The sequence below is a fragment of the Streptomyces sp. 8N616 genome, assembly GCF_052246385.1.
Taxonomy (GTDB): Bacteria; Actinomycetota; Actinomycetes; order Streptomycetales; family Streptomycetaceae; genus Streptomyces.
In genome coordinates this window covers 14,197-28,034 of sequence record NZ_JBQQBY010000054.1, presented here as the reverse complement: position 1 = coordinate 28,034, position 13,838 = coordinate 14,197, and the positions used below count along the sequence as shown (strand labels likewise).

The window sequence follows — 13,838 nt, the reverse complement described above, 5'->3', positions numbered from 1 at the left end:
CGCAAACTATTTTCTCGACGAGTTCGTATCAGTCATCCGCGCTGTCCTCGGAGACGTCCTGAGGGGCTTTCTCCGCAGGGCCTTCGGCCGCGCCCGCCGCCTCGTTCTCCGCCGCCTCCCGGGCCGGCTCCTCGCCCGCGCACAGCGCCAGCACCTCGGCCCCGAACCGGTCGAGCTTGCGCCTGCCCACCCCGGAGATCGAGGCCAGTTCCGACTCGCTGTCCGGTACGGCCTCGGCGATGGCCATCAGCGTCTTGTCGGTGAAAACGCAGTAGGCCGGCTGGCCCAGCGCCTTGGCCTGCTCCATGCGCCAGTCACGCAGCCGCTCGTAGAGGGCTTCGTCGAGGTCGGACGGGCAGTCCTCGCAATGCATCAGCTTCATCTCGCCCGCGTCGGTCAGCGTGCGCCCGCACACCCGGCACTGGACGGGGCCGCGGCGCCTCCTTCTGCTGCCGCTGCCGTGCTCGACGCCACCGCCACCGCCCTCACCCACGGTGCGGCTGCGGGTCGCCGCGGAGCCCGGCCTGAGCCCGTTGAGGAACCGGCTCGGCCGTCGGGACGCGCGGCCGCCGGGCGCCCGCGACAGCGCCCACGAGAGGGAGAGGTGGACCCGCGCGCGGGTGACGCCGACGTAGAGCAGCCGCCGCTCCTCCTCGACCTGGTCGTCGGTCCTGGCGTACGTGATCGGCACGGTCCCCTCGGTCAGACCGACCAGGAACACCGCGTCCCACTCCAGGCCCTTCGCCGCGTGCAGCGAGGCGAGCGTGACGCCCTCGACGGTCGGCGCATGCTGGGCGTTCGCCCGCTCGTCGAGCTCCGCGACGAAGTCGCCGAGATTCGGGGCGGGTGCGCCCGCCGCGGTGCGGCCGGTGGCGAACTGCTCGGCGAGCCGGACGAGGGCCGCCAGGGACTCCCAGCGGTCCCGTACGGCGCCGGAGCCGACCGGAGGCTCGGGCGTCCAGCCCGACGCGGCCAGCACGGCCCGCACCTGGGAGGGCAGGTCGACTGCGTCGTCGAGGAGCACATCGTTGCCACCGGCGCGGGCGGCGCCGCGCAGGGCGACGCCCGCTTCGCGCACCTCGGGGCGCTCGAAGAACCGCTCCGCACCGCGCATCTGATACGGAACGCCGTGGTCGGCCAGCGCCTGCTCGTAGACCTCGGACTGGGCGTTGACGCGGTAGAGAACGGCGATCTGGCTGGCCGGGACGCCGGCGTCGAGCAGCTCGCGGATACGGCGGGCCGTGCCCTCGGCCTCGGCCGGTTCGTCGGCGAACTCGCTGTAGACCGGCTCGGGGCCGGGGTCGCGCTGCGAGACCAGCTCCAAGCGGTGCTCGGCGGCCCGGCCGCGGGCCTGACCCAGCAGGCCGTTGGCGAGGTGCACGACCTGCGGCGTGGAGCGGTAGTCGCGGATCAGCTTCACGACCGTGGCCTGCGGGTGCCGGGCGCGGAAGTTGAGCAGATGGTCGGGGGTCGCGCCGGTGAAGGAGTAGATCGTCTGGCTGGCGTCGCCGACCACGCACAGGCTGTCCCGGCCGCCCAGCCACAGCTCCAGCAGCCGCTGCTGCAGCGGGCTGACGTCCTGGTACTCGTCCACGACGAAGTGCTGGTACTGGCCGCGCACCTGGTCGGCGATGTCCGGCCGGTCCTCCAGCACCCCGACCGTCAGCAGCAGCACGTCCTCGAAGTCGATGACGCCCCGGTCGCGCTTCAGGCGTTCATACGCGCCGTAGATCCCGGCGATCTCGGCCGGGTCGCGCGGCACTTCCCTGCCGGATTTGGCGGCCGCCGCCGGATAGTCCTCGGGCACGGTCTGGGTGACCTTCGCCCACTCGATCTCGCCCGTGACATCCCGCAGTTCGTTGCGGTCCAGGCGGATACGGCAGCGGGCGGCGGCCTCGGCGACCAGCTGGATCTTGCGCTCGGCGAGCCGCGGCAGCTCGCCGCCGACCGCGCGCGGCCAGAAGTACTGGAGCTGGCGCAGGGCCGCCGAGTGGAACGTACGAGCCTGGACGCCGCCCGCGCCGAGCTGGCGCAGCCGGCCGCGCATCTCCCCCGCAGCGCGGTTGGTGAAAGTGACGGCGAGCACGCTGGCGGGCTGGAGTATCCCCGCCCGTACCCCGTAGGCGATCCGGTGGGTGATCGCCCGCGTCTTGCCGGTGCCGGCCCCGGCCAGCACGCAGACCGGACCGTGCAGGGCCGTGGCGACCTCGCGCTGCTCCGGGTCGAGCCCGTCGAGCACCGCGTCCGCCGAGTCCGGTACGGCCGGGAAGAGGGTGGTCTCCGTTGCTGCTGTCACCCCGCCATGCTGCCAGGTCGGGCGTTGCAGCCGGGACGGTTGTCCACAGCTGTCCAACGGCGGTCATACTTATCGGCTGCAACCGCACGCAGACGGCCATGATCAGGGGGGAATGACCGTGAAAGGTTGCGCGTTCCACTACCGGCATCAAGCCGCCGCCAGACTTCAGACCAAAGCTGCGAGGAGCACACAACGATGCAGGAGCCGATGCAGGGCACGGTGACGATGTACAGCACCACGTGGTGCGGTTACTGCCGCCGGCTGAAGAGCCAGCTGGACCGCGAGGGCATCGCGTACACGGAGATCAACATCGAGCAGGACCCGGCGTCGGCCGCCTTCGTCGAGAAGGTCAACAACGGCAACCAGCTGGTCCCGACCGTCCTCTTCCCGGACGGCTCCGCGCTCCCCAACCCCTCCCTGGCCCAGGTCAAGGAGAGGATCGGCGTCTGAGCCCCGGCGCCCCGCCGCGTACGGGGCGCGAGCGCGAACGCGCCACGCCGCTGCCCGCGAGTGCGGCCCGCCTCAGCGCGGGACGCCCGCGGGCAGCGGCTTTCCGTACCAGAGCTCGATGAGCCGGGCCGCGATCGAGATGCCGGACGGCGGCAGCACCTCGCCCGACTCGAACGCCGCCCGCAGCTCGTCCCGCGAGAACCACCGCGCCTCGTGGATCTCCTCGCCGTCCACCCGGATCTCCGAGGAGGTGGCGCGCGCCATGAAGCCGAGCATCAGGCTCGACGGGAAGGGCCACGGCTGGCTGGCCACGTACTCGACCTCACCGACCGGTACGCCCGCCTCCTCGCGCACCTCCCGTACGACCGCCTGCTCGATCGACTCGCCCGGCTCGACGAAGCCCGCGAGCGTCGAGAAGCGACCCTCCGGCCAGTGGAGCTGGCGGCCGAGCAGCGCCCGGTCCTCCTGGTCCGTCACGAGCATGATCACGGCGGGGTCGGTGCGCGGGTAGTGCTCGGCGCCGCACGCCGGGCAGCGGCGGATGTGCCCCGCGGCCGCGACGACGGTGCGCTCGCCGCAGCGCGAGCAGAAGCGGTGCAGCCGCTGCCAGTTCTCCAGGGCGACGGCGTGCACCAGCAGGGCGGCGTCGCGCTCGGACAGCAGCGCCCCGGCCTCGCGCAGCCCGGCCGGCCTGGCCGACTGGTCCATCCGCCCGGGCAGGGCGTCCTTCTGGAGCGCGAAGTAGCTCACCCCGTCCTCGTCCGTGCCCAGGAAATAGCGGTGGGTCTCGGTCGGCGGCGCCTCGAAGGAGGGCGTCATGACGAGCTCGGTACGGCCGTCGGGGGTGTCGTCGATCAGCGCCTGACCGCCGGAGACCACGAAGACCCGCGTCGTGGGGTGGCTCCACGCGGCCGCGAGCCAGGCCTCGTCGAGCCGGTGGTGCGCGGCGCGGTCGATGCCGCTCGCCGCGGTCAGGGCGATCTGCGGGACTGCGTTGCGGTCGGTCCAGGTGGTCACAGCTGCTTCCAACTCCCCCTGCGGGACGCGGATTCCTCGCGGCGCGGGCCAATGGGCGGTTTCAGGCGTTTCAGGCGTCTCAGGCGGCGGTCCGGCCATTCTCCGCCAGATCGCCCCACAGGTAGGCGGCGGTCTCCACACCCTTCATCAGAAGATCGAGTTCGACCTTCTCGTTCGGCGCGTGCCAGCCGTCCGACGGCACGGAGATTCCGAGGACGAGCACGCGTGCGCCGAGTACGTCCTGAAGATCCGCCGCCGGTCCCGAACCGCCTTCACGGGTGAACCGGACTGGCTGCCCGAAGGCGCGGCCGATCGCCCGTACGACGGACTGGAGCGCTGGGTGGTCCAGGGGGGTCAGGCAGGGGCGGGTCGCTCCCCCGAACGTGATCTCGTGCCGGATACCGGCGGGCAGCCGGGCCGCGACCCAGTCGCGTACGGCCTGCTGGACCTTCTCCGTCTCCATGCCCGCGACCAGGCGGAAGGACAGCTTCAGCTGGGCGGTGGACGGCACGATCGTCTTGCCGCCGGGGCCCTGGTAGCCGCGCCCTATGCCGTTGGCCTCGGCGGTCGGGCGGGCCCAGATCCGCTCCAGGGTGGAGTGGCCCGCCTCGCCGAGCGTGGCGTACGAGTGCGCGGTGCGCAGCCACGCCGCCTCGTCGAAGGGCAGCTGCGCGAAGAGTTCCCGCTCGCGGTCCGTGAGTTCGATCACGCCGTCGTAGAAGCCCGGGATCGCGACGCGGTGGTCCGCGTCGTGCAGGGCGCCGGCCAGGCGGGCGGCCTCGGTCGCCGGGTTCGGCACCGCGCCGCCGAAGGAGCCGGAGTGGCTGTCCTGGTCGGGACCGTAGAGGTCGATCTGGCAGTCGGTCAGGCCGCGCATGCCGGTGCACACGGTCGGGGTGTCCTCGGACCACATGCCCGTGGCCAACACGATCACGGCGTCGCAGCCGAGGCGGTCGGCTCGCTCGCGGAGCAGCGCGGGGAAGTTCGGGCTGCCGGACTCTCCCCTGGCCTTCGGCATGGGCGACCCCACCTCGCCCTCGATGAGCAGCTTGAGGTTGACGGCGGGGGCGGTGCGGCCGGTGGCGGCGAGGTGGGCGCGCACGCCGAGGGTGTGGAAGAACACCTGGCTCTTGTCGTCGGCCGCCCCGCGCGCGTGGAGCCAGCTGTCCCGGACGACCGGCTCGAACGGGTCGGTGGCCCAGCCGTCCTCGCGGGCGGCGGGCTGCACGTCGTGGTGTCCGTAGACGAGCACGGTGGGGGCGTCCGGGTCGCCGGACGGCCACTCGGCGAAGACCGCGGGGGCGGAAGGGGCCGGTGGGGTGGCCGGGGTGGCCGGGGTCTCCTCCGGCGGGGCCGAGGAGGGGGCGGTGGTCCCGGTGCCGGCCTCCCAGACCTCGGTGACCGGGAAGCCGGTCTCGGCCAGCTTGGCCGCCAGCCACTCGGCGCTGCGCCGCACATCGCCCGCGTGCGCCGGATCGGCCGATACGGAGGGGATGCGCAGCCATTCCGCGAGGTCGTCGAGGAAGGCGGCGCGGTGGTCCTGGATATCGGCGCGGACGGCGCTGTCCGGGGTGGTGCTCATGCGGGGGAGCCTACCGGCCGGGTGCGGGGCGGCTGCCGCACGCCCGAGGGCGCCCCGGGCGTACGGCAGTGGCCTCGCCCAGGACCCCCAGGGCGCGCGTCGGGCAGGGGGACGCGGCGCACGTGGGGGCCGGGTCGCCGCCGACGCCGGGCCCCGGCCTCGCCCGGACGACCGGGCTCGCTGCCATGGCAGGCGCCCCACCGCTCGTCGCTCCGGGCCCTGCTCGCCGCAGGCCTCAGCTCCCGCAGGGCACGGGGGCACGGCTGGAGCCCAGGGCGGCAGACCGTCGGTCAGCCAGTCGAGCCCGGCTCATCCCGGGGCGGTGTCTCGCCGCCCGCCAGGGCGGTTCGGGCGTCGGCGGGACGCTTTGGGGCGGACGGTCGCCGATGCGTGATGCCGGGCGGACGCGGGTGGTCAGTCCTCGCCGAGCAGGATCCGCTCCAGGGACGGGCGGTCCGGGAGGTCCGGGAGGCGCACGATTTCGCCTGTGCGGACGTACAGGAACGCCGCCGTCACGGCCGACAGTGGGAGGTCGTGCTGTTCCGCCCAGGCGAGGCGGTAGACCGCGAGCTGGAGCGGGTCAGCGGACCGGCCTCGGCCCGTCTTCCAGTCGACGATCTCGTACGTGTCACCGCCGTCCGCGCCCCTGTCGCGGTACACCGCGTCCATGCGGCCGCGGATCATCCGGCCCGCGAGCGCCAGTTGGAACGGCGCCTCGACGCGGTACGGGGTGCGGCGGGCGTACGGGGTGTGCTCGAAGGCCTCCTTGAGTGCCGTCAGATCGCGCTCGTCCGCGATCTCCGCGGTCGAGTCCGCAAGGGCGTCATCGAGGCCGCCGGGAAGCTCGTCAGGGCCCAGCAGGGGCAGCGGCAGTTCCTCGAAGCGCGATTCGACCCACGCGTGGAAGCGCGTGCCGCGGCGCGCGGCGGGCTGCGGGGGGCGCGGCATGGGCCGGGCCAGCTCCTGCGCGAAACCGTCGGGGTCGGCGGCGAGGCGGAGCACCTGCGAGGTGCTGAGCGAGGGCGGCAGGGGCACGTCCCGTACGGTCGCCCGGGCCTGGCGCAACTCACCGGCGAGCGCTTCGAGATCCCGGTCCCATGAGGCGACGGCCCGCGCCTCCTCGGGCGTGAGCGGGCCGGCGGGGGGCTCCGCCCCAGCCGGTACGGGCGGATGCCCGGCCGCCGTGGCGGTCTCCGCCCCGGGCGCCGGGGTCTGGCGCGGCACGGCGCCCGGTACACCTGCGACGCCGGGCAGACCCTGAGCGCCGCCCGGCACACCCTCGCTGCTCAGCTCACCCTCGCCGCCGGGCACTTCTTCGCCGACGGGGCGGGCGGCGAATTCGGCGGCGTGGGGCGGGTGTTCGCCATGGCCCGGGGTGGGCGGGCGGACCGGCGACCAGGTGTCCCAGTCGCCTGGGTCGGCGTCGCCGGACGGGTCGAATGCGTCCGCGTTCCCGTCCTCGTCCTCGTCCTCAGGCAGTGGCGGCGGACCCGGGTCCGCGTCATCGTCGGGCGGCGGGGGCCACTCCGGGTCGTAGGCGTAGTCGGCCTCCCGGGGCTCTGGATGGGGCTCTCCCGCGGCATCGGCAGCCGGGAGTACGGAGGCGCACGCGCGCGTTGCTCGGTCCCGTCCGGGGAACTCCGCGGCGCGGACATCGTCGGCGGGGTGTCCGGCCCGCACGGCCTCGGGGGGTTGTACGAGTGCGGGTCCGGTGCTCATGGCGGCGGAGGCGACAACCGATCCGGCACCGCTCTCATGCCCCGCAGCACCCTCATGCCCCGCAGCACCCTCATGCCCCGCTCCACCCTCACGCCCGGCACCGCCCCCGCGCCCCGCTCCGACCTCGCCCCCAGCACCCCCAGCACCCGCGGCCGACGTAAGCCCGTCCAGGTGTGCCAGGACCGTCTCGGCCGCGCGTCGGCGCATGGCCAGGGCCGTCGGGTCCAGAGGCAGAGGCCAGGCCTGTTCCGCGGCTGCGGACGCCTTCAGGGACGGGTTCTCCTCGCCCTCTCCCGGCGCGTCGGCCCAGGCCTCGATCTCCCCGTGGCCCCGCTCGCAGTGCTCGCGCAGCGCCTCCAGGAAGGCGGAGGGCCCGCGCGGCCTCTTCTGCGTCGGCCCCCACCAGTGGCCGGAGCCGAGCAGCAGGGAGCGCGGGCGGGTGAACGTCACGTAGCCGAGCCGGAGTTCCTCGGTCGCCTGGTGGTCCTTCATGGCGGCCTTGAAGGCTGCCAGGCCCCTGCTGTCCCACTCCCCCACGTCCGGCAGGGTCGCCGCGTCGCCGCGCAGCGCGTGCGGCAGCACCTTCGCGTTCGAGGTCCAGGACTCGCGCGACTGCTCGCTGGGGAACTGCTTGGCGACCAGCCCCGGGACGGCGACCACGTCCCACTCCAGGCCCTTGGACTTGTGGGCGGTCAGCACCTTCACCGTGTTCTCGCCGCCGGGCAGGGCGTTGTCCAGGCCCTTCTCGTGCTGGACGGCCGTGCGCAGGAAGCCGAGGAAGGCCAGCAGCGTGGCCTCGCCGTCCAGCGCGGCGAAACTCGCCGCCACATCAAGGAAGTTGCCGAGCGTCTCACGGCGGCGGGCCGCCAGTGCGTGCGGGGAGGCGGATAGTTCGACCTCCAGGCCGGTCGTGGCCAGCACCCGGTGGAGCACGTCCATGAGCGGGTCAGCGAGGGATCGCCGCAGATCGCGCAGCTCGGCCGCCAGCCGCGCGAAGCGGACCCGCGCCTCCGCTGAGAAGGGCAGGCCGTCGTCAGGACCTTCGGTCACCAGGAAGGTGTCGAGTGCGTCGGCGAGCGAGACGACCTCGGCCGGGTCGGTGCCCTCGACGGCCTCCGCGAGGCGCCGGTCGGGGTCGCCGTCCGCGGCTGCGGGGTCCGCGTGGTCGGCATGGCGTACGAGCGTACGGGCGCGGCGGCCCAGGAGCGCCAGGTCGCGCGGACCGATCCGCCAGCGTGGTCCGATCAGCAGCCGGACCAGCGCGGCGTTGGCCGTCGGGTCCTGCAGCACCTCGCACACGGCCACGAGGTCCGCGACCTCCGGCAGGTGCAGCAGCCCGGACAGGCCCACCACCTCGACCGGCACGTCCCGCTCCACCAGCGCGCGCTGGATCTCCGCGAAGTCGCCCGCCGTACGGCACAGCACGGCGATCTCCCCGGGCGCTGTGCCCGTACGGACCAGGTGGGCGATCGAGTCGGCGAGCCACACCAGCTCGTCGGCGTGGGTGGGCAGCAGGGCGCAGCGGATCGTGCCGTCGCGCTCGGCGCCGTCGGCCGGGCGAAGTGCCTCCACGCCCGCGTGGAGCGAACGCAGCGGCGCCGCGAGCCGGTTGGCGAGGTCCAGGAGGCGGCCGCCGCTGCGCCGGTTCTCGCTGAGCGCGAAACGCTGCGCCGGGCGGCCGTCGGCATACGGGAAGTGGGCGGGGAAGTCGTCGAGGTTGGCGACGGAGGCTCCGCGCCAGCCGTAGATGGCCTGGCAGGGGTCGCCGACGGCGGTGACGGCGTGGCCCGTGCCCTCGCCGAACAGGGCGGCGAGCAGCAGCCGTTGGGCGACCGACGTGTCCTGGTACTCGTCGAGGAGGACGACCGCGAACTGCTCGCGCAGCATGCGACCGACCTCGGGGTGGGTGCGCGCGAGGGTCGCGGACAGCGCGATCTGGTCGCCGAAGTCGAGCAGGTCGCGGCGATGCTTCTCGCTCCGGTACGCACCGGCCAGCTCCAGCAGCTCCAGGCGGGCGCGGGCGGCCTCGGGCACCTTGCGCAGCTCGGCGTTGCTCAGCCGCGCGCCCTCGAGCCTGCGCAGCAGCGCCGTGTCGTACGCCCGCAGGCGCTCGGCGGGGACGAGGTGCTCGGAGAGCTCGGCGTCGAGGGCGAGCAGGTCGTCGACGAGGGCGGGCAGGGACTTGGTGAGCGCCGGGTACGGGCCGGGGGCGGTGCGCAGCACGCGCGCGGCGAGCTGGAAGCGGGTGGCGTCGGCGAGCAGCCGGGCCGTGGGCTCCAGCCCTATGCGCAGGCCGTGGTCCTTGAGGAGCTGGCCCGCGAAGGCGTGGTAGGTGGAGATCCGGGGCTCGCCGAGCGCGTCCTCCGGCTCGCCGGAGGCACCGGCGAGCGAGCCAGCGGGGGCTCCGGCACCCGGGGGCGCGGCGGGGCCGGCGGGGTCGGCGGGCGCGTCCGGGTCCATGACGCCCGCTTTGATCAGGGCCTTGCGCACGCGCTCGGACAGCTCGCCCGCGGCCTTGTTGGTGAAGGTCAGGCCCAGCACCCGGTCCGGCGCGACCTGTCCCGTTCCCACGAGCCAGACCACGCGGGCCGCCATCACCGTCGTCTTCCCCGAGCCGGCTCCGGCCACGATCACCTGCGGGGCGGGCGGCGCGGTGATGCACGCCGTCTGCTCCGGGGTGAAGGGGATGCCGAGGAGCTCTTTGAGCTGCTCGGGGTCGGTGATGCGTGGGGCCACCCGAGTGAGGCTAGTAGCCGCAACTGACAGCCGTGGCGGGGTGGGCTCGGTCCACGACCCGACTCACTTCACGACCCGGCCCACTTCACGACCTGGCTCACTCCATGACCCGACTCACTCCATGACCCGCCTCGCTCCACCACCGCCCTCACTCCACGACCTGGCGGCCCTCGGGCCTGGCGGTGCAGGAGTTCCGGAAGGAGCAGTGCTGGCAGTGCTGACCGGTACTCGGCGCGAACCGCTCGTCGAGGACCCGGCCCGCGGCCGCCGCGAGCAACTCCCCGACCCACTCCCCTTCCAGGGGTTCCTGCGCCTGGACCGCCGGCGACTCCTCGCCGCCGTCCTTCTCCGGTGCGCCCAGGCGCAGATGGACCAGCTCCGCGCCCCCGGCCTCGGGCGTACGCCCCCCGAACGCGCCGTCCACCGCCCCCGCCCGTACGGCCAGCTGGTACACGGCGAGTTGCGGGTGCCGGGCGACCTCCGGCCCGGTCGGCCTGGTCTTGCCGGTCTTGAAGTCGACGACGTAGGCACGGCCCTGCGCGTCCTCCTCGACGCGGTCCATGCTGCCCCGGATCCGTACGGAGTACGGGCCCGCTTCCAGGGTCACGTCGAAGTCTTGCTCCGTGGCCACGGGGGTCCGCGCCGCACGGTCCATGACGTGCCAGCGCAGGAAGCGTTCCAGGGCCATGCGCGCGTTGTCCTTCTCCTGCTGCGACTTCCAGGGCGCGTCGAAGGCCAGGGCGTCCCAGACGGAGTCGAGCCGCTCCATGAGGACGGCCAGATCCGCGGGCGTACGGCCGGAGGCGACCTCGTCGGCCAGGACGTGCACGACGTTGCCGAAGCCCTGGGCGGCGGTCGAGGGCGCGTCCGCTTTCACCTCGCGCCCCAGGAACCACTGGAGCGAGCACGTGTTGGCGAGCTGGTCCAGGGCGCTGCCGGAGAGCGTGACGGGGCGTGCCGGGTCCCGGAGCGGGACCTCGCTGTGCGTCGGCTCGTACAGGCCCCACCAGCGGTACGGGTGGGCCGCGGGGGCCAGTGGCTGGTCGTTGTCGTCCCGCAGGGCCGCCAGCCGGGCCAGACGCCGGGCGGCGGCGTCCCGGAGCGCCGGGGACGCCGCGGGGTCGACGGTGGTGACGCGCAGCTCGGCGACGAGCGCGGCGACGGAGAGCGGGCGGCGGGGGCGGTGGGTGACGTCGGCCGGCTCGACGCCGAGTTCGGTGAGGAAGCGGGAGGGCTGGTCGCCGTCGTCGGCCGGGGCCTTGACGGCGGTGACGACGAGCCGCTCCTTCGCGCGCGTGGCGGCGACGTAGAACAGCCGCCGCTCCTCCGCGAGCAGGGCGCCGGGGGTGAGTGGCTCGGCGAGGCCGTCGCGGCCGATCCGGTCCGCCTCGAGCAGCGAACCGCGCCGCCGCAGATCGGGCCACAGGCCCTCCTGGACGCCCGCGACGACGACGAGCCGCCACTCCAGGCCCTTGGAGCGGTGCGCGGTCATCAGGCGTACGGCGTCGGGGCGTACGGTCCTGCGGGACAGAGTGTCGGCGGCGATGTCCTGGGCGTCGAGCTCCTCGAGGAAGTTGAGGGTGCCGCGGCCGCCGGTGCGCTCCTCGGCGCGTGCCGCGGTCTCGAACAGGGCGCAGACGGCGTCCAGGTCGCGGTCCGCGTTCCGCCCGGCGGCACCGCCGCGCCGGGCGGCGCGCTCGAGCCGCTGCGGCCAGGGCGTGCCGTCCCAGAGTGCCCACAGCGCCTGCTCCGCGGTGCCGCCGCGGGCCAGCAGCTCGCGCGCGTCGCGCAGCAGCCGCCCGAGCCGCTGGGCCACGCGCGCGTACGCCGGGTCGTGCGCGGTGAGCCGCTCGGGCTCGGCGAGCGCCTCGGCGATGAGCACGTCGGACGCGCGCGGTACGGCCCGCCCGGCGGCCCGCTCCTCGTCCCTCAACGCCCGCCCGAGCCGCCGCAGATCGGCGCTGTCCATCCCGCCGAGCGGCGAGGTGAGCAGCCCGATGGCGGTCTCGACATCGATGGCGGGCCCATCCACCCCCGATCCAGCCGCGCCAGGGGCCGCGGCCGCGCCTTGCGCCCCGAGGGGTCCCGGGCCCGCAGCCACACCCTCACCGCCTTCGGCGGACTCACCAACCCCGGCAGTCGACTCCACAACTCCCGCGCCCCGGGCCCCCGCAGGCCCCAACGCCTCGGCTCCCGCAGGGGCCAAGGCCGCAGGCGCAGGCCCCTCCGGCCCGGCGGGCCCCGGCGCCGCCCGGTCTTCGGCCTGAGGCGGAGCGGCCGCGCCCGCGCCCCCCGCCACTGCCCTCACCGCCGCCTCCGCCGCCACCCTCAGGGCTGTCAGCAGAGGCGCGACCGCCGGTTCGTGGCGGAGCGGGAGATCGTCGCCGTCGATGTCCAGGGGGACGCCCGCGGCGGTGAGGGCGCGGCGGACCGCGGGGATGGTACGGCCGCCCGCCCGCACCAGGACCGCCATCTCGCGCCAGGGCACGCCGTCCTCCAGGTGCGCCCGGCGCAGAATGTCGGCGATGTTGCCCAGCTCGGCCCCCGCCGTCGGATACGTGAACACCTCGACGCGGCCGCCGTTCCGTACGGCCGCAAGGTCGCGGTGGGCGCGTACGGCGTCCGCCGGGAGCCGGGTGAGCGGCATACGGCGGGTGATGAGGCGGGTGGCGGCCAGCAAGTCGGCGCCCGAGCGGCGGCAGGTGCCGAGCACCTCGACGTCCGCCGGGGTGCCGTCGGCCTTCCGGAAGGCGTGCGGGAACTCGAGGATGCCGCCCACGTCGGCGCCCCGGAAGGCGTAGATCGACTGGTCCGGGTCGCCGAAGGCGACCAGCGTCCTCCCGCTTCCCGCCAGCGAGCGCAGCAGCCGCACCTGCGCGGCGTCGGTGTCCTGGAACTCGTCGACGTACACCGCGTCGTACCGCGCCGCGAGCTCCGCCGCGACCTCCGGCCGCCCGGCCAGCAGCACCGCCCGGTGCACCAACTCCGCGTAGTCCAGCACCCCCTGCGCGTCCAGCACGTCCAGGTACTCGGCGAGGAAGGAGGCCGCCGCGCCCCAGTCCGGCCGCCCGGTTCTGCGCGCGAAGGCGCCGAGCGCGTCGGGCCCGAGGCCCAGTTCGCGGCTGCGGGCCAGCACCGCACGCACCTCGTCGGCGAAGCCGCGCGTCGTCAGGCAGGCGCGCAGCTCGACCGGCCAGCGGACCGCGCCGCGGCCCTCGTGCTCCAGCTCCGCCTGCCCGGCGAGCAGTTCGCGCACCACCACGTCCTGCTCCGGGCCCGAGAGGAGCCGCAGCGGGTCGACGAAGAGCTCGGCGTCCTGGTGGGCGCGGACGAGCGCGTAGCAGTACGAGTGGAAGGTGGTCGCCTGCGGGCTGTGGGCGCCGCCGAGGCGGGCCGCCATCCGGTCGCGCAGCTCGACCGCCGCCTTGCGGCTGAAGGTGAGGACGAGGATCCGCTCCGGGTCCGTGCCCTTGGCCACCCGCTTCGCGACCGCCTCGACGAGTGTGGTCGTCTTGCCCGTGCCGGGTCCGGCGAGGACGAGTAGCGGACCGCCGGGGTGGTCAACCACCGCGCGCTGCCGTGCGTCCAGCACAGGAGGATCCACCGGCTCCGGCGGGGTGCGCACCAGTCGGTACGCGCCGGTGGCCGGTGTTCGTACCTGCCGGTGCGCCGAGAGGGGCGGGATGGAGGAGCTCACGTGGGTCGCCGGTCCTGGTGGGTGTGCTGTGCTGCGTGCGTGCGTGTTGCTGGTGGTGAATCCGTGGATTGCGTGAATGCCTGGTCTTCGTGGGTTCTCTGCTGTATGTGGTGTCCGTGGACTCAGTGGTTCTCGCGGTCTTCGGGCGCTTTGCGCTCCTCACGTGGCTCGCGTGCCTTGCGGGTCTCACGTTCCCCACGTGCTTCATGGTGCGAGCTCTCGACGCTACGCCTCCGGGGCCGCGAGGCGCAGCGCGTCTCGCGTGTCGATCCGACACCCCGATGTCCGCTGCGAATACTCCCAAAGGACTTTGGATCACCTCTTCTGCCGCCGAATGGCGG

At 74.3% G+C, this 13,838-nt stretch carries 6 protein-coding genes; 1 reads left to right on the top strand and 5 read right to left on the bottom strand.

Annotated elements, in window-relative coordinates:
* Positions 1-28 precede the first annotated feature (28 nt).
* Positions 29-2,296 carry an ATP-dependent DNA helicase UvrD2 gene (locus tag ACTWQC_RS33305; RefSeq protein WP_443319591.1) on the bottom strand — a complete coding sequence of 756 codons (2,268 nt, stop codon included), beginning with the start codon at positions 2,294-2,296 and terminating at the stop codon, positions 29-31.
* Between the two features lie 207 nt (positions 2,297-2,503).
* On the opposite strand from ACTWQC_RS33305, the gene ACTWQC_RS33300 reads away from it, so the two are divergent.
* Positions 2,504-2,746 carry a mycoredoxin gene (locus tag ACTWQC_RS33300; RefSeq protein ID WP_443319610.1) on the top strand — a complete coding sequence of 81 codons (243 nt, stop codon included), beginning with the start codon at positions 2,504-2,506 and terminating at the stop codon, positions 2,744-2,746.
* A gap of 72 nt (positions 2,747-2,818) precedes the next feature.
* On the opposite strand, the gene nudC is transcribed toward ACTWQC_RS33300, so the two are convergent.
* The 4 genes from nudC to ACTWQC_RS33280 form a co-directional block, all read right to left on the bottom strand.
* On the bottom strand, positions 2,819-3,763 hold the full coding sequence (nudC, locus tag ACTWQC_RS33295) for an NAD(+) diphosphatase (protein WP_443319590.1): 945 nt from the start codon (positions 3,761-3,763) through the stop codon (positions 2,819-2,821).
* A 79-nt stretch (positions 3,764-3,842) separates the two neighbouring features.
* A complete protein-coding gene (locus ACTWQC_RS33290) occupies positions 3,843-5,345 on the bottom strand; it encodes a M20/M25/M40 family metallo-hydrolase (protein WP_443319589.1) in 1,503 nt (500 codons plus the stop codon).
* A 414-nt stretch (positions 5,346-5,759) separates the two neighbouring features.
* On the bottom strand, positions 5,760-9,800 hold the full coding sequence (locus ACTWQC_RS33285; protein ID WP_443319588.1) for a UvrD-helicase domain-containing protein: 4,041 nt from the start codon (positions 9,798-9,800) through the stop codon (positions 5,760-5,762).
* Between the two features lie 148 nt (positions 9,801-9,948).
* Entirely contained in the window at positions 9,949-13,497 is a 3,549-nt protein-coding gene (locus ACTWQC_RS33280) for an ATP-dependent helicase (RefSeq protein ID WP_443319587.1), read from the bottom strand.
* Positions 13,498-13,838 lie beyond the last annotated feature (341 nt).

Bases quoted from the DNA above. Each gene is read 5' to 3' on its own strand.
- ACTWQC_RS33300 (WP_443319610.1), top strand. From the start codon at position 2,504: ATGCAGGGCACGGTGACGATGTACAGCACCACGTGGTGCGGTTACTGC.
- ACTWQC_RS33290 (WP_443319589.1), bottom strand. From the start codon at position 5,345: ATGAGCACCACCCCGGACAGCGCCGTCCGCGCCGATATCCAGGACCAC.